Here is a 17,648-nt window from a genome sequence, read left to right on the forward strand (position 1 = left end):
CGTCGCCGGGTCTGACCGGCGTGAGCCTGCGCGCGATGACCTCCGACGACGTCGCGGCCGTCATGGACCTCGAACACGCCCTGTTCCCCCTCGACGCCTGGAGCGAGGGCATGCTCAGGGACGAGCTTGCCGAGCCCACGCGCCACTACCTGGTCGCGGTGTCCGGGGACGCCGTCGTCGGCTACGCGGGGCTGCGCGCCGTCCCGCCCGAGGGCGACGTGCAGACCATGGCCGTGTCCGAGCAGGTCTGGGGCCGGGGCGTGGGCAGCGCGCTGCTCACCGAACTCCTCACCGAGGCGGCGCGGCGCGGCGTCACCCACGTGTTCCTGGAGGTGCGCTCGGACAACCCGCGCGCGCAGAGGCTCTACGGCCGGTTCGGCTTCGTGCAGATCGGTGTGCGGCGCGGCTACTACAACGGGGCGGACGCGCTCGTCATGCGGCGCGTCGCCGAGGAGGGGGACCATGAGTGACCTGCCGCTGGTCATGGGGATCGAGACGTCCTGCGACGAGACCGGCGTGGCCCTGGTGCGCGGCTGCGAGCTGCTCGGCGACGCCGTGGCCTCCAGCGTGGACCAGCACGTCCGGTTCGGCGGCGTGGTGCCCGAGGTGGCCAGCCGCGCGCACCTGGAGGCGATGACCCCGACCGTGCACCGGGCGCTGGACCAGGCCGGGGTCAAGCTGTCGGACGTGGACGCCGTCGCCGTCACCGCGGGTCCGGGCCTGGCGGGCGCCCTGCTCGTGGGCGTGTCCGCCGCCAAGGCGTACGCGATGGCCCTGGGCAAGCCGCTCTACGGCGTGAACCACCTGGTGGGCCACGTGGCCGTGGACCAGTTGGAGCACGGCCCGCTGCCCAAGCCCTCCATCGCCCTGCTGGTGTCGGGCGGCCACACCTCGCTGCTGCTGGTCAACGACCTGGCCACCGAGGTGGTCTCGCTCGGCGACACCGTGGACGACGCCGCCGGCGAGGCCTACGACAAGGTGGCCCGCCTGCTCGACCTGCCCTACCCGGGCGGTCCGCCCATCGACAAGGCGGCGCAGCGGGGCGACCCCAAGGCGATCCGCTTCCCGCGCGGCAAGTGGGGCGACGGCACCTACGACTTCTCGTTCTCGGGCCTGAAGACCGCCGTGGCCCGCCACGTGGAGGACACCGACCGCCGGGGCGAGCCCCTGGTGGTCGCCGACATCGCCGCCGCCTTCCAGGAGTCGGTGGTGGACGTGCTCACCCGCAAGGCCGTGGACGCCTGCGTGGAGCACGGCGTGAGCACGCTGGTCATCAGCGGGGGCGTGGCGGCGAACTCGGCGCTGCGCGCGCTGGCCGAGCAGCGCTGCCGGGAGGCGGGCGTCGAACTGCGCGTTCCGCGCCCGCGCCTGTGCACCGACAACGGCGCGATGATCGCCGCCCTGGGCGCCGAGGTCGTGGCCGCGGGCCTGCCCGCGTCCGCGCTGGACCTGGCCACGGACACGTCCCTGCCGGTGAGTTCCCCGCTGGCGATGTAGCCGACGGGTGACCGCCCCGGCCCGGAACGCTTCCGGGCCGGGGCGGTCACGCTGTCATCCCTCACCCTGCCAGCGCCAGGCCAGCGCTGATGGCGGCGGCGATCAGGAACGCGATGGAGCCCATGAGGGTCTCCATCACGGTCCAGCTCTTGAGGGTGGTCTTGACGCCGATGCCGAGGTAGCGGTTCATCAGCCAGAAGCCGGAGTCGTTGACGTGCGAGAGCACCGTCCCGCCCGCCGCGATCGCGCGGCTTCCCACCCCCGCACGTGGTCATGCTGTCCGGCCTCAGCCGAAGAGTTCCTCGGGGCTGTTCACCTTGGCGGCCTTGCTGGCCCAACCTTCGAGGGTGTCGAGGTCGTCACAGGATTCGATCCGCTGGCGGACCTCGTCGGAGACCTCGAAGCCCCGGGAGGAGGGGAAGAGGATCACGCTGCGCGCAACACCCTCCTCACGGCCTTCCTCGCGACCGATGCCGACGTACTCCCGGGCGAAGTCGCTCTGCCAGTTGTAGGTTCCCACGGACATCAGGTCCTCCAGGTATTTCCGGGCCCCGTCGGAGCTCCCGGCCAGTACGTGGCCATAGCAGAACGCGCGGTGGTCGGAGGACACGGCGTTCAGTGCCTCCATCACCGCGTCCAGCGTGCGCAGATCGTGGTCACCGTGCGCCCTGGCCGACAGCACCGTCAGTTCGGGCATACTCCTCGCCTGCTCCGGAGTGGTGACCACCGGAGTGTTGGACGGCCCCACCACGAGAGGCGTGAGGTGGTCGCCCGGATACCCGGTGTGGATCGGGCCGGTGCAGTACCGGGCGAGTGCGTCGGTGGGACACAGCGCCATTAGCACTGTCGGGCACTTGACCTGGGCTCGGACAATGGCGTGATAGACCGGCCACATCCAGAACTTGTCCTGTTCCTGCTTGTGCTGGCGCTCCACGACCACGGCCAGGACCTTCTCGGTGCCGTTGCGCAGCACCACGGCGCCGTCGCTGGTGTAGACGCGCGGTCTGCTGTCGGTGCACTCGGAGCAGGTCATCGATGCCTCGGTTTACTCGGGCAGTTCGAAGCCCACCCCGTCACGGAGCAGGGGGATGACCACCTCCGGTGCGTTCCGAATGATCTTCGGGGGTATCTCGTGTTTCTTCGCTGGGCACGGCGTTCCTTGCTGTTGTCCGTAGGGGCGGGGAAGAGGTCACGCGTGCGGCCTGGCGCTGCTGGTCGTGTCAGGTGCGGATGAGGGAGCTGAGTTCGTCCCACTCGGCGAAGCGGGCTGGTCGGGTGCGCGCGGGCTCGGTGGGTCGGACGACGCCGAAGCGGGGCGCGGGTTCGCCGAGCAGGTGACCGTCGGGGTCTTTCTTCCACTGCTGGAGCAGGGCGGCGGCGCGTTCCTGGACGAGGGCGAACGCGTGTTGGACCTCATTCGCGTCGGAAGCGGGTTCGGCGCTGCGGGGCGCGGGAACCCGGATCGTGGACGCGCGTGCGCGCAGACGTTCGTGGGCGGCGTAGTAGGGCCTGACCAGGGCGATGTCCTCGGCCGGAACGGTCCGGCCGGGCGGTGCCAGGCGCGGCGTGGGCGCGAGAGTGGGGAGGGCCTCGGGAACGTGGCGGCGGACGCGGGTGGAGCGCCGTCGGCGGCGTCCGGCCAAACTCCACGGCGACAAGGCCTACCACTCCCGGGACCAGCGCCGCTGGCTGCGCGAGCGCGGCATCGGCGTGCGCCTGGCCCGTCCCGGCATCGAGTCCTCCCAGCGTCTGGGACGCCACCGGTACAAGGTCGAACGCTCCATCGCCTGGCTGGGCTCCTACCGCAGGCTGAACGTGCGCTGGGAGCGCAAGGCCTCCACCTTCCCGGCCATGCTCGGCATCGCCTGCATCCTCACCTGCGACAAGCACCTGGCCAAGCATGCCGACGGCTTTTGAGATGAGCTCTGAGCCGTACGCCGTCTGGGGAAGGCCTCTTACGTGGCTTCTCGGGCTCAAAGAGCCTTCGAACCTGCCCAGGGGTGGGGTGGTATGTCTAGTACTCCAGCCGTAGATCGTGTTCCTCGCGTCTGGTCCGCGACTTGCCGGATGTAATGACCGGCTTGGGCGCGGGCTTGGTGGCGGCACTAGCCGGAACAGCCGAGATGGTAGGTCGCTTCGTGGGCCGGGCCGATGATGAGCGCGGTGCACAGGCGCTGGGTCTCGGCGCAGGTAAGCGGGACGAGGTCGGTCGCTCCGAGGCAACTGGCATGCTCGTCGGAGCGGACGACGGCGAGGAACGCGGCGGCCGCACCCATGCCCGCACCGGCTTCGCCAGCAAGAACACGATCTGGGGCCAGACTGCGCCAACTGTGGAGTTGAATCGGCCGATGGAGATGTCCTCCCGCGAGATCCGTATGCCTCTCAGCGAGGCTGTTGCTGTCCTGCAAGACTTGAACGAGTTCGTGGTTTCCCTCGATCGACTCGGTTCTCGCCAAGCGTCCGGAACCGCCGACGACCGCATCGTCGGCAGATTCATTGCCGACTGGAACGTCGCCCGGAGGTTGGCCCACGCCCGAGGCGTCATCGGTGCAGCGCTGGATGAGCAACTGAGCGAGGAAGAGATCGCTGAGCTCGACGCCCTGTGTGACCAAGGCCGTTTCTACGGCACGGACAGAGCCGCCGACACCCCTACAGACCAGTCCAGCTGAGACGGCCGCACGTCCGCCCAACCGAGAGTTGACTTCCAAGATCAGGGTTACGGCTGGAGTACCAGTGGGCTTCTAGGGATGTTCAGTGGCCGTTGAAGGGAAAGCAGAGGCGCGCGCCAGTGTCGACTTCCGAGAGTCCAGTCCAGGAAGAGACACCACCAGCCTACCCATGCCACCTCCGCCACAGGCCTTGCTGAGTGCTGGCCGCCCCGGCCCCGGTCCGAGTCCCACAGCGACGCAGACTCCTCGACATGGGCCCTCAGAGCTCATCTCAAAAGCCGTCGGCATGCTTGGCCAGGTGCTTGTCGCAGGTGAGGATGCAGGCGATGCCGAGCATGGCCGGGAAGGTGGAGGCCTTGCGCTCCCAGCGCACGTTCAGCCTGCGGTAGGAGCCCAGCCAGGCGATGGAGCGTTCGACCTTGTACCGGTGGCGTCCCAGACGCTGGGAGGACTCGATGCCGGGACGGGCCAGGCGCACGCCGATGCCGCGCTCGCGCAGCCAGCGGCGCTGGTCCCGGGAGTGGTAGGCCTTGTCGCCGTGGAGTTTGGCCGGACGCCGTCGCCGGGGATCTCCGGACCCGTAGCGGCCCGGTCCGCTCCCCGGGCGTTTCGGCCCCCCGGGGGGTGGAACCGGATTCGGTCTCCGTGGTTGGCTTCGGAGTATGTTCGCTATCACCGCAGCACGCTTCGCGCCCGACGACCCCGTCTCCGCCCTGGAGGCGGGCGAACGACCCGACCCCGAACCCCGCGAGGGGTGGACGACCGTCGAAGTCAGGGCCGCGTCCCTCAACCACCACGACCTGTGGAGCCTGCGCGGCGTCGGGCTCAGCGAGGAGCGCCTGCCCATGATCCTCGGCTGCGACGCGGCCGGGGTGGACGAGGACGGCAACGAGGTCATCGTGCACGGCGTCGTCGGCGACCCGGCCGCCGGGGGAGGGAACGAGACGCGTGACCCCCGCCGGTCGCTGCTCTCGGAGATCCACGACGGCACCTTCGCCGAGAAGGTCCTGGTGCCCCGCGCCAACCTGGTGCCCAAACCGGAGGAGCTGTCCTTCGAGGAGGCCGCCTGCCTGCCCACCGCGTGGCTCACCGCCTACAGCATGCTCTTCGGCAAGGCCGACCTGCGGCCGGGCTCCACGGTGCTCGTCCAGGGCGCCGGGGGAGGCGTGGCCGGGGCGCTCATCCGGCTGGCGTCGCAGGTGGGCCACCGGGTCTACGCCACCAGCCGCAGCGAGGGGAAGCGGACCAGGGCCCTCTCCCTGGGCGCGCACGCGGCGCTGCCCACCGGCGAGCGCCTGCCGGAGAGGGTCGACGCCGTCTTCGACTCGGTCGGCCAGGCCACATGGGCGCACTCGCTGCGCTCGCTGAAGCCGGGCGGCGCCGTCATCACCTGCGGCGCGACCAGCGGCGACGCGCCTCCGGCCGAACTCAACCGGGTGTTCTTCCTCCAGCTGCGGGTCCTGGGCTCCACCATGGGCACCCGCGAGGAGCTGGCCGCCCTGTCCCGGATGTGCGTGCGCACCGGCATCCGGCCCGAGGTCGACCGGGTGCTGCCCCTGACACGGGCCGAGGAGGGCTTCCGGGCGATGGCAGGGGGCGAGCAGTTCGGCAAGATCGTCTTCACGGTCTGAGCGGGCCCTGCGCGGAGGCCGGGGCGCGGGTCCTGGCCCGCGGTGACCTCGTGCCGGTGCCAGAGCGCGTGCCCGTGGCCGGTGCCCGGGACCCGCTCCGGGCGGGGCGCCCCGGCGTGCCGGCGCGGTTTCCGTGCACGGCAGGGCCGGGGCACCCGAGGTGCCCCGGCCCCTTCGCCGTCCGCCGGTCCGCGCCCGCCCCGCGGTCGCCGGGCGACCATGGGGCGGACCGTCTACGCGGACCCCGCGCTACCGGCTACTCGTCGTCCTCGTCATCGTCGCGGCGGCGCTTCTTCTTGCCGTCCCGGCCCGGGCGCAGCAGCGCCTCGGCCAGGGCGAGCACCGTCTCCTCCAGGGAGGCGAACCGCTTCGTGATGTCGTCGTGCGAGTTCTCGACCGCCTCGGTGACGGTCTCCTCCAGCTCGTGCCGGTCCGGGCGCTGCTTCAGCTCGCGCAGCACCGGCGCCACGGCCGAGGTGACGTGCTCGTCGATCTCGTCCAGCTTGCCGGTGTGGTCCATCTGGGGCCGCTCCACCAGCTCGGTCAGGCGGCGGTGCAGCTCGCTGACCTCCATGGTCTGCGGCAGCTGGTTGAGCCGCTGGTTGAGCGCCTCCAACCGGTCGTCCAGGGCCTCCATGCGGCCGTCCACGCCCTCGAAGTGCCCGCTGACGCCCTCGAACTGGCCCTCGACCCCGTTGACCCGGCCGTCCAGGCCGTCCAGGCGGCCGTTGACGCCGTCCATGCGGCCGTCGATGCGGTCGAGCTTGCCCTCGACCCCCTCGAAGCTCCCCTCGAAGTGCCCCTCGAAGGTGTCGAAGCGGTCGGTGAGGCGGCCCAGCTCGTGGTCCACCTTGCCGGTGATCTGCGCCAGGTGGGTGTCGACCTTGCCGGTCAGGGCCTCGCGCTGGCGCTCCAGACGCTCGTCCAGAGCCGTCCGGTGCGCCTCCACCCGCTCGGTGAGCGACTCGGTCAGCGTCCGCGAACGCTCCTCGGACTCGGTGGCGAGCCGGTCGCCGCTCTCCTGGACGAACGTCCGCAGCTCGGCGAAGTCGGAGGTGACGCGCTCGGCGTCCTCTGCGATGCGGGCGCCCAAGGCGTCGGTGCGCTCGGTCACCGCCTCGCGCAGGCGCTCGGAGGCGGCCTCCGCCTGCTCCCGGGTCTCGGTGCGGCCCAGCTCCATCTGCTCGTTGAGCTCGGACAGGCGCTGGCGCAGGTGGGTGCGCAGCTCGGTGAGCGAGGACTCGTGGTCCTCGCGGAGCTTGGCGAGCGCGCCGGTGACGTCGGCGACCGCGGCGGTGGTCTCGGCGTTGTTCTCCTCGGCCTGGGTGCTGAGGTAGCCGACGCTCTCGGTCAGCTTGGCGGCGAGGGCCTCGTGGCGCTCGGTGGAGGAGGTGGACAGGGCGCCCAGCTCCTCGGCCAGGGCGGCGGTGCGCTCGCCCAGCTCGCCGGTGTTCTCCTGGAGGCGCGACAGCAGCGTCTCGTGCTGTTCGGCGGTGCGCTCCTCCATCGAGGTGAGCAGGCGCTCGGTGCGCTCCTCCACGAGCGTGCGCAGCTCTCCGTTGGCCTGCTCGGCCTTGGCGGCGGCCTCCTCGGCCTTGGCCGCGACGGTCTCGCCCAGCCGGGCGTCGGCGGCGGCGAGGGCCTCACGGCTCTCGTTGACGGTGGCGGTGAGGCTCTCGCGGCTCGCGGCCACGGCCTCGGCCAGCTCGGTGCGGCCCTCCGCCAGGGCCTCCGAGATCTCGGTCCGCCCGCCGGCGAGCGCTTCGGCCAGTTCGGTGCGGCTCTCGCCGACCGCGGCGGTGAGGGCCTCGTGGCGGCTCTCCGCCGACTCCGAGAGCGCGGACAGCGACGCCTGCACGGCCTCGGTCCTGGCGGCCAGGGAGGCCAGCGCGGTGTCGAGGGCGTCCAGACGGGCGCCGAACGTCTCGCTCAGCCCGTCCAGGCGGGCGCCGAGGGTCTCGCCGAGTCCGTTCAGGCGGGTGTCGAGGCTCTCGTCCAGCCCGTTCAGGCGCTCGCCCAGCTCGTTGGCCTGCTCGGAGGTGCGGTTGCCCGTCTCGGCCATCCGCTGGAGGCGGGTGAGCGCGGTGTCCAGGTGACCGGCGATGCGGTGGGTGTCCGCGCGCAGGGAGGGCAGGTCCGACAGGGGCTTGACCTGCTGGGCGACGACCTCGATGTGCTCGGCGAGGGTCTCCGCCCACTCCGGCGGCCGGGCCAGGAACTCGTCGACGCGGCCGTTGACCGTGGCGACCGACTCGGTGAGGGCGGTGAGCTCGCGCTCGCGCAGCTCGCGGAGCAGCCACTCCATGCCCTCCAGGCGCTGGCGCATCTCCTCGCTGACGGCGCCCTGCGACTTCTGTTCGGAGACGTGCTCCTGGGCGGCCTGGGAGAGCAGGTCACGCATGCGGTCGGAGATCCCCGCCTGACCTCCTCCGTTGAGGAAGTTGTGATTGGTCTGTTCCACCGAGGTGCTCCTTATTTTTCTGGCGCTCCCGTACCCGTCCGGGAGGAGTGGACGGTGGGTTCCGGACGGCTCGGGTTCTCGATGGTCCCCGGGTGGGTGGTGTTTTTGCACCAGTACGGCCTCATCGTGACTGGAGTGTGACTGAGCGTATACACGTGAGGCAAGGCCCGTGCTCCGGCTGAACCGCGGGGGGCGGGTCAACGATCACGGCCTTCCGGGTGAATCCATGAGAAGGGAAAGAATTCGCGCCGCCAGTTTAACGACACGCACCGCTCCTCCCCCAGGGGACCGCCAAAGAACTGGGTGGGGAAGGTAACGATCTGGCCCGATGTCGTGATCCGCGGCCCCGGTGTGCACTCCAGCCACCTCGTCCACGGTTGTCCACGGGCGGGAGCGGTCCCTGTCCACAGGCGGGAGCGGGCCCTTGCGAGCCGGTCACGGGGGGTGGACACTCGAACACGGGGGTGGCGCGCCCACCCCGCGGGGACGCGCGGCGCCCCCGGATTCCAGTCTAGGGCGGAGCCGCCGGGGCCCACCAGCCCCGCGCCGGGCCTGTGGACACAGGGCCTTCGGGCCCGTGGGCAGCCGGACCTGCGGGCCCCTGGGCGACCGGGCCCTTGGGCACCGGCACGCGCTCCTCGGGAACGGGGCCCCGTGCCCCGTCGGGGCGAAGCGCACCCGGCCCCCGTGGGACGCGGGGCCGTGGTCCGCGCCGTTCACACCATGTCGGCAAGTACGTCGGCGAGCAGGTCGGGTCGTTGCAGGGGGATGCCGTGTCCGCACCCCGGGACGGAGACCAGCCGGGAACCCGGAAGGGCGTCGTGGACGAGGCGCGCCGAAGCGCGCACCAGGCCCCGCTCCCGTTCCCCGACCATCACCAGCGCCGGGTTCGGGAAGTCGGACCAACGGGGAGGAAGGGTGAAGCGGACGTTCTCGCCGACGCTCGCGAGCAGGGTCGCGCGGCTCGTGCGGGCGCTGTCGCGGAGGTAGTCCTCCAGAAGCGCTTCGGGAACGAACAGCTCCCTGGCCTGGAGCCGGGCGAACCACCGTCGTCGCGCGAGCGGCGCGCTCACGGCGAGCAGGCCCAGCGCAGCGCCCGGGAACCGGAGGGGGCGGGCCTGGGCGCTCACCACGACGGCTCCGGTGACCAGGTCGGGGCGGGTCGCGGCCAGGAGCGTCGTGAGCTGCGCTCCCAGGGAGAACCCGGCGACCAGCGCGCCGTGCGGTGCGCGTTCCTCCAGGACCCCCACCAGGGTCCGAACGGTCTCCTCGTGGGACCGGTACGCCCCGTCCGCGCCGCGCCCGTGGCCGGGGAGATCGGGGATGATCACACGGGCCGCGTCCCCAAGCCGTTCCAGCGTGGGGCGCCACATCCATCCCGCGACACCGCCACCGTGCAGCAACAGGACCGGAGGTGCGTGTGCGTCACCGGCTTCGAGGACATGCATGCCCCCATCCTCCATGGTCGGTACACCTAGTCCCGGGCCGAGGCCTCCTCCCGGGGCGGGGCGTCGACCTCGCGGCACAGCAGGCAGAAGGGACGCTCGCCGATCCGTGTGAGCACGACCGTCACCGACTCCGGGCCCGAGGCGCGCAGGTCCCGGCGCAACTTCTCGGTGTCCACCGCCGATCCCCGCTTCTTGACGGTCACCGTCCCCGCCCCGAGGCCGCGCACCGCCGAGCGCAGCCGCTTCAGCGAGAACGGCAGCACCTCCACCACCTCCAGCACCCGCCACAGCGGCGAGAGCACCGCCCTGTCCGCCGTGAAGTACGCGATCCGCTCGTCCAGCAGGGCGCCGTCCACCCGCGCCGCGGCCTCCGCCACCAGATGCGAGCGCACCACGGCCGGGTCCGGGTCGTACAGGTAGCGACGGGCCGCCGCCACCGGCGCCGGGCCCAGGCCGGGGTCGGCGTCCAGGTGCGCCACCGCGCCCTCGCGGGCGAGCAGCCCCTCGCGCTCGTGCAGCACCGTCGCCCGGCGCCGCGGCCCGTCGGCCAGCGCGCCGAACCACAGGGCGGTCTCCTTCAGCTCCCCGTCCACCGAGATCCACTCGGCCGCCGCGTCCCCGGGCAGCGCCTCGTGCGGGATGCCCGGCGCGGCCTTGAGGCAGGCCGCCTCCGCTCCCTCGGCCAGGTCCACGGCCGTGTCCCACGGCGGGGAGTAGGCCGAGGGGTCGAACACCCGGCCGCGCCCGCCCCGCCGGGCGGGGTCGCAGAACAGCAGCGGGTACCGGCCGGGCGCGGTCGCGGAGGCGTCGCCCTCGCGGACCCGGGCCAGCCCGGACAGGCCCAGGGCCGCGATGTTGGCGCGGGCCACCGCGACCGTGAGTGGGTCGGCGTCCACGCCCTCGACCGGAACGCCGCGCGCGGCCAGTGCCAGCAGGTCCGCGCCGACCCCGCAGCACAGGTCGCCCGCGGTGGCTCCGTCCGGACTCCATCCCGGCGGTCCGGCCGGTCCGGACGCCCCGGCCACGCGCTCCGCGCGGTAGTCGGCCACCACGCGCCGGGTGGACTGCTCCAGCCCGTTGGGCGTGAAGAACATCCGCCGCGCGAGTTCGCCGAACTTGGCCCGCCCGCGTTCGCGCAGGGAGACCTGGGTCAGGACGGCGTTTACCAGCTCGGAGACGGGTAGACCGGGGTCGAGGGCGGCCACGCGCGGGTCACCGCGCAGCAGCGAGGCCGCGGCGAGCTGGTCCCCGACGGCGGCCTGCGGGTCCACCCCCGCCAGGACCTCCCGGCCCGCGTCGGTGAGCAGGGCCTCGAAGGCGGCCAGGCGCATGGGTTCCCCCCGGGCGTCGAAGGAGCGGTGTGCGGATGCGGCCGCGCCCCGCCCCGGCGGAGGGGCCCCTCGCGGAACTTCCCGACCGGGGGGTCACGGTCACATTTCCATTCTGGCACTCTCGGGGGTAGAGTGCTAACCGCGACGAGGCCGGTCTGGCACCCGCGACGACAGGCCGCCGTGGTCGCCCCTTTTTCGTAGCCGGTCCGTGCACCAGTGCGGGCCGAAATCAGTACACCGAAACCTTGAAGGGGGAGGTCACACCGTGTCGACCGCCACCAAGACCGTGCTGAAGCCGCTCGAGGACCGCGTCGTGGTCCGGACGCTGGAGGCCGAGCAGACCACCGCTTCCGGTCTGGTCATCCCGGACACCGCCAAGGAGAAGCCCCAGGAGGGCGAGGTCCTGGCCGTGGGCCCGGGCCGCTGGGACGACGAGGGCGAGAACCGCATCCCGCTGGACGTGAAGGTCGGCGACGTCGTCCTGTACAGCAAGTACGGCGGCACCGAGGTCAAGTACGACGGCGAGGAGTACCTGGTGCTCTCCGCCCGCGACCTTCTCGCCGTCGTCGAGAAGTAGGCCTCCGCGGGGCCCGTTCCAACGGGCCCGGAGCCATCCGCATCCCGCACCGGTCGGCGCACAGCCGGGCGGGCGGGATGCTCTCTTTCGACCGGCCTGAAGAGGAAGCACCCACATGCCGAAGATCCTGGAGTTCGAGGACGACGCCCGTCGCGCCCTCGAGCGGGGCGTCGACCGCCTCGCCAACGCCGTCAAGGTGACGCTCGGCCCGCGCGGTCGCAACGTCGTCATCGACAAGAAGTTCGGCGCCCCCACCATCACGAACGACGGCGTGACCGTCGCCCGTGAGGTCGAGCTGGACGACCCCTACGAGAACCTGGGCGCCCAGCTGGTCAAGGAGGTCGCCACCAAGACCAACGACGCCGCCGGTGACGGCACCACCACCGCGACCGTCCTGGCCCAGGCCCTGGTCCGCGAGGGTCTGCGCAGCGTGGCCGCCGGCGCCTCCCCGATGTCCCTGAAGAAGGGCATCGACGCCGCCGCCGCCAAGGTGTCGGAGATCCTCCTGGAGCGCGCCCGCCCCGTCGAGGAGCGCGCGGACATCGCCTACGTCGCCACCAACTCCGCCCAGGACGCCCAGATCGGCGACCTGATCGCCGAGGCGTTCGACAAGGTCGGCAAGGACGGCGTCATCACGGTGGAGGAGGCCCCGACCTTCGGTCTGGACCTGGACTTCACCGAGGGCCTCCAGTTCGACAAGGGCTACGTCTCGCCCTACTTCGTCACCGACGGCGACCGCCAGGAGGCGGTGCTGGAGGACGCGCTGATCCTGATCAACCAGGGCAAGATCAGCAGCCTCAACGACCTGCTGCCCGTGCTGGAGAAGGTCGTCCAGAGCAAGAAGCCCCTGCTCATCATCGCCGAGGACATCGACGGTGACGCGCTGGGCGCCCTGGTGCTCAACAAGATCCGCGGCACCCTCAACGTCGCCGCGGTCAAGGCGCCCGGCTTCGGCGAGCGCCGCAAGGCCATGCTCCAGGACATCGCGGTCCTCACCGGCGGCCAGGTCGTCGCCGAGGAGGTCGGCCTGACCCTGGAGAACGTGGACCTCGACGCGCTGGGCGGTGCCCGCCGCGTCACGATCACCAAGGACGCCACCACCATCGTGGACGGCGCCGGGGAGCAGTCCGAGGTCGAGGACCGCGTCCGCCAGATCCGCAAGGAGATCGAGGCGAGCGACTCCGACTGGGACCGCGAGAAGCTCCAGGAGCGCCTGGCCAAGCTCGCGGGCGGCGTCTCCGTCCTGCGGGTGGGCGCCGCCACCGAGGTGGAGCTCAAGGAGAAGAAGCACCGCCTCGAGGACGCCATCTCGGCGACCCGCGCGGCCATCGAGGAGGGCATCGTCGCCGGTGGCGGCGCCTCCCTGGTGCACGCCTCCAAGGCGCTGGACTCGGACGACCTCGGTTTGGAGGGCGACGAGGCCACCGGTGTGGCGATCGTGCGCCGCGCCCTGGTCGAGCCCGCCCGGTGGATCGCGGAGAACGCGGGCGCCGAGGGCTACGTGGTCACCCACCGCGTGTCGGAGCTGGAGGTCGGCCACGGCTACAACGCCGCGACCGGCGCCTACGGCGACCTGACCTCGCAGGGCATCCTCGACCCGGTCAAGGTGTCCCGCTCCGCCGTTCAGAACGCCGCCTCCATCGCGGGCATGCTGCTGACCACCGAGGTTCTGGTGGCGGACAAGCCCGAGGACGAGGAGGACGACGGGCACGGCCACAGCCACTAGGCACGGTGGCCCGGCGCCCGGGCCGTCAGGGCCCGCGGGGCCGAGGGCCTTCGGGGGGCGGAGCGCTTGCTCCGCCCCCCGCTCACTATCACGCACGTCACGGGTTTCCCCCGGCGACGCAGATGTTTTCGGGCGATTTTCCCGAAACGTGACCATTCTGTAGTTGCCGATCCGAGTGGTTCAGTCCGGCGGTGGGGGCATCATTCCTAGCGTGACGGTGACGGATGCAGGCGCCCGGGGGCAGCGGGACCACACGGGGTTGAACCATCTGGGATCGCTGGCGGTCCGGGGGGACGACGGGGCGATGGACTCGCTGCTGCGCGAGGTCCGCCCCATGGTGGTCAGGTACTGCCGTGCCCGCCTGGCCAGGGTCTCGGGACTGGCCCACTACTCCGACGACGTGGCCCAGGAGGTGTGTATCGCCCTGCTCTCGGCGATACCGCGCTACCAGGACCGCGGCCGCCCCTTCGCGGCCTTCGTGTTCGGCATAGCGGCCCACAAGGTGGCCGACACCCTGCGCGGCGCGGGCAGGGTCGAGACGGTGCCCACCGACTCCGTGCCCGAGTGCCCCGACGAGGGCCCGGGGCCCGAGGAGTCGGCCGTGCGGGTGATCGAGGCCCAACGGGCCCGGGAGCTTCTCGACGAGCTACCCGAACAACAGCGCAAACTGCTGGTCATGAGGGTGATCGCAGGACTTACGGCGGATGAGACGGGACATGTCCTTGGAATGTCGGCGGGAGCGGTACGGGTTGCCCAGCACCGAGCTATTGCTCGGCTTCGGCAGGTGGCCGTGGCGAACCGCCTCGTCCCCTGAGCACTCCGGACGCCCCCGGCCCGGACGCCGCCGGTGCCCCGACCGCCCCCGCGTGCGCGGGTACTGCCGCGCCCTCGGGCCGTCGGGCTACCTCCGCCCCTAGGCGGTGTTTCTTGGACCTTCCGCTCCGCTTCGTCCCACCCGTCGCCCGCCACCACCCTCAACCGACGCCTACGGCGCGGTTCCCCCACGGGAACCCGCCTCCGGCCCCTCCGGAACCCCGTGGGCGCACGAACCGACCCCCCGCAAGCCGAGACCGGTGCAAAAACCAGACCCCGGGGCCGCCCGTTTCCCGAGGCGCGTGCCGTGGATCGGGTCATGGGGTGACCACCTCGTGTGACCCGGTGCGCGGCGACCGCCGCCGGGGACCGCGGCGGCGGCTCCGAACGGCTCCGACCACCGTCTCCCCTCCTGGGGGCGGCAGTGGCGGGGGAGGGCCCCGGAACCCCTGGGCCGTAGGAGGTCCCGCACGCGGAGCGGGGGCGCGGAGGGGGTCGCGCAAACCGTGAGGCTGGTCACTTTCGGCCCGGGGTGACGGGTCAAACACCCCGTTCCACCGGGGGCGCACGGGACCACGACCTAGGATGAGACGACACGCGAGGGCGAGACCGCGCAGGTGTGCCGGGAAAGCGGAGGTTGTGTCATGGGCCAGAGCCAGGAGTACAGCGACTACGGGGACAAACTCCTTCCCCCCGGGCTGACCTACGACGACGTCCTGCTGGTCCCTGCCTACTCCGATCTCCAGCCGGGCGAGGTCGACACCACCACCCGCCTGTCCCGCAACCTCACGCTGCGCATCCCGCTGCTCTCCGCGGCGATGGACACCGTCACCGAGGCCCGCATGGCCGTGGCGATGGCCCGCCAGGGCGGCGCGGGCGTCCTGCACCGCAACCTCTCCGTCGAGGACCAGGCCAGTCAGGTGGACCTGGTCAAGCGCTCCGAGGCGGGCATGGTCACCGACCCGGTCACCTGTCAGCCCGAGGACACCCTCGCCGAGGTCGAGCGCCTGTGCGCCCACTACCGGATCTCCGGCGTGCCCGTCACCGACGGCGCCGGGACCCTGGTCGGCATCGTCACCAACCGGGACATGCGCTTCGAGAGCGACCGCGGCCGCCTGGTCCGCGACGTGATGACCACGGAGAACCTGGTCACCGCTCCCGTCGGCGTCAGCCGAGAGCAGGCCTTCGACCTGCTGCGCAGGCACAAGGTCGAGAAGCTGCCGCTGGTCGACGGCCAGAACCGGCTGCGCGGCCTGATCACCGTCAAGGACTTCATCAAGAGCGAGCAGTACCCCGACGCCACCAAGGACGCCGACGGCCGCCTCGTCGTCGGCGGAGCCGTGGGCGTGGGCGCAGAGGCCGAGGAGCGCGCCAAGCGGCTCGTGGAGGCGGGTGTCGACTTCATCGTCGTGGACACCGCCCACGGCCACTCCTCGGGGCTCGCGGACATGATCGCCAAGCTCAAGGCCAACTCGCGCGCCGACATCGTCGCGGGCAACGTCGCCACCCGCGCCGGGGCGCAGCTGCTCATCGACGCCGGAGCCGACGCCGTCAAGGTCGGCGTGGGCCCGGGCTCCATCTGCACCACGCGGGTCGTGGCCGGTGTGGGCGCACCGCAGCTCACCGCCATCCTGGAGGCCGCCAAGGCGTGCGGCCCTGCGGGCGTCCCGCTCATCGCCGACGGCGGGCTCCAGTACTCCGGAGAGATCGCCAAGGCCATCGCGGCCGGTGCCAGCACCGTGATGCTCGGCAGCCTGCTCGCGGGGGTGGAGGAGAGCCCCGGCGAGCTGATCTTCATCAACGGCAAGCAGTTCAAGGCCTACCGCGGCATGGGCTCGCTCGGCGCCATGCGCGGCCGCTCCTTCTCCAAGGACCGCTACGCGCAGGCCGACGTGGCCACCGAGGACAAGCTCGTCCCCGAGGGCATCGAGGGCCAGGTGCCCTTCCGCGGCCCGCTCGAGGCGGTCGCCCACCAGCTCGTCGGCGGTCTGCACCAGTCCATGTGGTACGCCGGGACCCGCACGGTGTCCGAGCTGCGCGAGCGCGGCCAGCTGATGCGCATCACCAGCGCCGGTCTGCGCGAGAGCCACCCGCACGACATCAAGATGACGGTCGAGGCGCCCAACTACAACGCCCGCTGACGCGGTGGCCGGGCGGCCCGGCGCCGCCCGCCTTCGGGGTCGATAGACTCACGGCGGCAGGAAACGCGCCGGTAGACCGTCCGGCGAGGCACGTCAGAGGGGATCGAAACGTTGGCTCAGGTGGAGATCGGGCTGGGCAAGAACGGACGCCGGGCCTACGAGCTCGACGAGATCGGGATCGTGCCCGCCCGGCGGACGCGGGACCCGGAGGAGGTGTCCATCGCCTGGCAGATCGACGCCTACCGGTTCGAGACTCCGCTCGTGGTCAGCCCCATGGACAGCGTGTCCTCGCCCCGGACCGTCGTGGCCGTGGGCGAGCAGGGCGGCCTCGGCGTGCTCGACCTCGAAGGGCTCTGGACCCGCTACGAGGACCCGGAGCCGCTGCTCCAGGAGATCCGCGAGCTCGACGACGCCGCCGCCACCCAGCGGCTCCAGGAGATCTACGCGGCGCCCATCCAGGAGGAGCTGATCGGCCGCCGGATCGAGGAGATCCGCGACGCGGGCCTGGTCACCGCCGCCCGGCTGTCGCCGCAGCGCACCGCCCAGTACCACAAGGCGGTCGTGGACGCGGGCGTGGACATCTTCGTGATCCGCGGCACCACGGTGTCGGCCGAGCACGTGTCCGGCCGCGCCGAGCCGCTCAACCTCAAGCAGTTCATCCACGAGCTGGACGTGCCGGTCGTGGTCGGCGGCTGCGCCACCTACACTGCGGCGCTGCACCTGATGCGCACCGGCGCGGCGGGCGTGCTGGTCGGCTTCGGCGGCGGATCGGGCCACACCACCCGCTCCGTGCTGGGCGTGGCCGTGCCGATGGCCAGCGCCGTCGGCGACGTGGCCGCGGCCCGCCGCGACTACCTGGACGAGTCCGGCGGCCGGTACGTGCACGTCATCGCGGACGGCGGCATGACCAGCAGCGGCGACATCGCCAAGGCCTTGGCCTGCGGCGCCGACGCGGTCATGGTGGGCTCCCCGCTCGCGCGCGCCACCGAGGCGCCCGGCGGCGGCTACCACTGGGGCAGCGAGGCGCACCACAACGAGCTGCCGCGCGGCGAGCGCCTCCACGTCGGCACCATCGGCGACCTGAAGTCGATCCTGCACGGCCCGGCCTCCACCAGCGACGGTTCCATGAACCTCATGGGTGCTCTTCGTCGCACGATGGCCACCTCCGGCTACACCGACCTCAAGGAGTTCCAGCGGGTCGAGGTCGTGGTCAACCCGCACTAGGGGGGTGTGTTCGCCCAGGACACGGACCTGAAAGGGCCGCGTCGGCCCCGGCCGGCGCGGCCCTTCGCGTGCGCGGCCCCGCCGCGCGGCGACCCCCGTGCCCGAGGGCGCCGGGCGCGAGGCGCCGCCG

At 72.1% G+C, this 17,648-nt stretch carries 15 protein-coding genes and 2 pseudogenes; 10 read left to right on the forward strand and 7 right to left on the reverse strand.

Annotated elements, in window-relative coordinates:
- Positions 1–35 precede the first annotated feature (35 nt).
- Both rimI and tsaD read left to right on the forward strand, forming a co-directional pair.
- Positions 36–470, forward strand: coding sequence for a ribosomal protein S18-alanine N-acetyltransferase (gene rimI, locus KGD83_RS05045; protein WP_394358112.1), 435 nt, complete (start codon positions 36–38; stop codon positions 468–470).
- Positions 463–1,497: a tRNA (adenosine(37)-N6)-threonylcarbamoyltransferase complex transferase subunit TsaD gene (gene tsaD / locus KGD83_RS05050; protein ID WP_212642751.1), complete on the forward strand. Its 1,035-nt coding sequence runs from the start codon at positions 463–465 to the stop codon at positions 1,495–1,497. Before rimI ends, tsaD begins: the two co-directional genes overlap by 8 nt.
- A gap of 61 nt (positions 1,498–1,558) precedes the next feature.
- Here the strand turns inward: tsaD and KGD83_RS05055 are convergent.
- The 3 genes and pseudogenes from KGD83_RS05055 to KGD83_RS05065 form a co-directional block, all read right to left on the reverse strand.
- Positions 1,559–1,744 (reverse strand): annotated as a pseudogene (locus tag KGD83_RS05055) (GntT/GntP/DsdX family permease); the annotation flags it as partial.
- A gap of 39 nt (positions 1,745–1,783) precedes the next feature.
- The gene (locus tag KGD83_RS05060) at positions 1,784–2,530 is read right to left on the reverse strand and encodes a hypothetical protein (protein ID WP_249352158.1); all 747 of its coding nucleotides are present in this window, start codon (positions 2,528–2,530) and stop codon (positions 1,784–1,786) included.
- Between the two features lie 187 nt (positions 2,531–2,717).
- A complete protein-coding gene (locus KGD83_RS05065; RefSeq protein WP_212642752.1) occupies positions 2,718–3,140 on the reverse strand; it encodes a hypothetical protein in 423 nt (140 codons plus the stop codon).
- On the opposite strand from KGD83_RS05065, the pseudogene KGD83_RS05070 reads away from it, so the two are divergent.
- Both KGD83_RS05070 and KGD83_RS05075 read left to right on the forward strand, forming a co-directional pair.
- Positions 3,103–3,414: pseudogene (locus KGD83_RS05070) on the forward strand (transposase); the annotation flags it as partial. The gene KGD83_RS05065 and the pseudogene KGD83_RS05070 sit on opposite strands and share 38 nt — an antisense overlap.
- Before the next feature lie 164 nt (positions 3,415–3,578).
- Positions 3,579–4,166, forward strand: a complete 588-nt coding sequence (locus tag KGD83_RS05075) for a hypothetical protein (protein WP_212642754.1) — start codon at positions 3,579–3,581, stop codon at positions 4,164–4,166.
- Positions 4,167–4,437: 271 nt separating this feature from the next.
- Here KGD83_RS05075 and KGD83_RS05080 read toward each other — a convergent pair whose 3' ends face one another.
- Entirely contained in the window at positions 4,438–4,842 is a 405-nt protein-coding gene (locus tag KGD83_RS05080) for a transposase (RefSeq protein WP_394358092.1), read from the reverse strand.
- Between KGD83_RS05080 and KGD83_RS05085 the strand changes: the two genes are divergently transcribed.
- Positions 4,829–5,797, forward strand: coding sequence for a zinc-binding dehydrogenase (locus KGD83_RS05085; RefSeq protein WP_212642755.1), 969 nt, complete (start codon positions 4,829–4,831; stop codon positions 5,795–5,797). The two genes, KGD83_RS05080 and KGD83_RS05085, sit on opposite strands and share 14 nt — an antisense overlap.
- Before the next feature lie 256 nt (positions 5,798–6,053).
- Here KGD83_RS05085 and KGD83_RS05090 read toward each other — a convergent pair whose 3' ends face one another.
- From KGD83_RS05090 to KGD83_RS05100, 3 genes are all read right to left on the reverse strand, one after another.
- The gene (locus tag KGD83_RS05090; RefSeq protein ID WP_212642756.1) at positions 6,054–8,258 is read right to left on the reverse strand and encodes a coiled-coil domain-containing protein; all 2,205 of its coding nucleotides are present in this window, start codon (positions 8,256–8,258) and stop codon (positions 6,054–6,056) included.
- A 716-nt stretch (positions 8,259–8,974) separates the two neighbouring features.
- Positions 8,975–9,706 (reverse strand): alpha/beta fold hydrolase, encoded by a 732-nt coding sequence (locus KGD83_RS05095; RefSeq protein ID WP_212642757.1) that lies wholly within the window; start codon positions 9,704–9,706, stop codon positions 8,975–8,977.
- Positions 9,707–9,732: 26 nt separating this feature from the next.
- Positions 9,733–11,037, reverse strand: coding sequence for a class I SAM-dependent methyltransferase (locus tag KGD83_RS05100; protein ID WP_212642758.1), 1,305 nt, complete (start codon positions 11,035–11,037; stop codon positions 9,733–9,735).
- 265 nt (positions 11,038–11,302) lie between these two features.
- On the opposite strand from KGD83_RS05100, the gene groES reads away from it, so the two are divergent.
- From groES to KGD83_RS05125, 5 genes are all read left to right on the forward strand, one after another.
- Positions 11,303–11,614: a co-chaperone GroES gene (gene groES, locus KGD83_RS05105; protein ID WP_013155030.1), complete on the forward strand. Its 312-nt coding sequence runs from the start codon at positions 11,303–11,305 to the stop codon at positions 11,612–11,614.
- A gap of 115 nt (positions 11,615–11,729) precedes the next feature.
- Positions 11,730–13,340 carry a chaperonin GroEL gene (gene groL / locus KGD83_RS05110; RefSeq protein ID WP_212642759.1) on the forward strand — a complete coding sequence of 537 codons (1,611 nt, stop codon included), beginning with the start codon at positions 11,730–11,732 and terminating at the stop codon, positions 13,338–13,340.
- Positions 13,341–13,557: 217 nt separating this feature from the next.
- Positions 13,558–14,154, forward strand: coding sequence for a sigma-70 family RNA polymerase sigma factor (locus KGD83_RS05115; protein WP_212644270.1), 597 nt, complete (start codon positions 13,558–13,560; stop codon positions 14,152–14,154).
- Between the two features lie 643 nt (positions 14,155–14,797).
- Positions 14,798–16,294, forward strand: a complete 1,497-nt coding sequence (gene guaB / locus KGD83_RS05120; protein ID WP_212642760.1) for an IMP dehydrogenase — start codon at positions 14,798–14,800, stop codon at positions 16,292–16,294.
- A gap of 120 nt (positions 16,295–16,414) precedes the next feature.
- Positions 16,415–17,518, forward strand: coding sequence for a GuaB3 family IMP dehydrogenase-related protein (locus KGD83_RS05125; protein WP_212644271.1), 1,104 nt, complete (start codon positions 16,415–16,417; stop codon positions 17,516–17,518).
- The last annotated feature ends 130 nt before the right edge of the window (positions 17,519–17,648 follow it).

The organism is Nocardiopsis akebiae, from assembly GCF_018316795.1.
Lineage (GTDB): Bacteria > Actinomycetota > Actinomycetes > Streptosporangiales > Streptosporangiaceae > Nocardiopsis > Nocardiopsis dassonvillei.

Bases quoted from the DNA above. Each gene is read 5' to 3' on its own strand.
- rimI (WP_394358112.1), top strand. From the start codon at position 36: ATGACCTCCGACGACGTCGCGGCCGTCATGGACCTCGAACACGCCCTG.
- tsaD (WP_212642751.1), top strand. From the start codon at position 463: ATGAGTGACCTGCCGCTGGTCATGGGGATCGAGACGTCCTGCGACGAG.
- KGD83_RS05085 (WP_212642755.1), top strand. From the start codon at position 4,829: ATGTTCGCTATCACCGCAGCACGCTTCGCGCCCGACGACCCCGTCTCC.
- KGD83_RS05060 (WP_249352158.1), bottom strand. From the start codon at position 2,530: ATGACCTGCTCCGAGTGCACCGACAGCAGACCGCGCGTCTACACCAGC.
- groL (WP_212642759.1), top strand. From the start codon at position 11,730: ATGCCGAAGATCCTGGAGTTCGAGGACGACGCCCGTCGCGCCCTCGAG.
- KGD83_RS05095 (WP_212642757.1), bottom strand. From the start codon at position 9,706: ATGCATGTCCTCGAAGCCGGTGACGCACACGCACCTCCGGTCCTGTTG.
- KGD83_RS05100 (WP_212642758.1), bottom strand. From the start codon at position 11,037: ATGCGCCTGGCCGCCTTCGAGGCCCTGCTCACCGACGCGGGCCGGGAG.
- guaB (WP_212642760.1), top strand. From the start codon at position 14,798: ATGGGCCAGAGCCAGGAGTACAGCGACTACGGGGACAAACTCCTTCCC.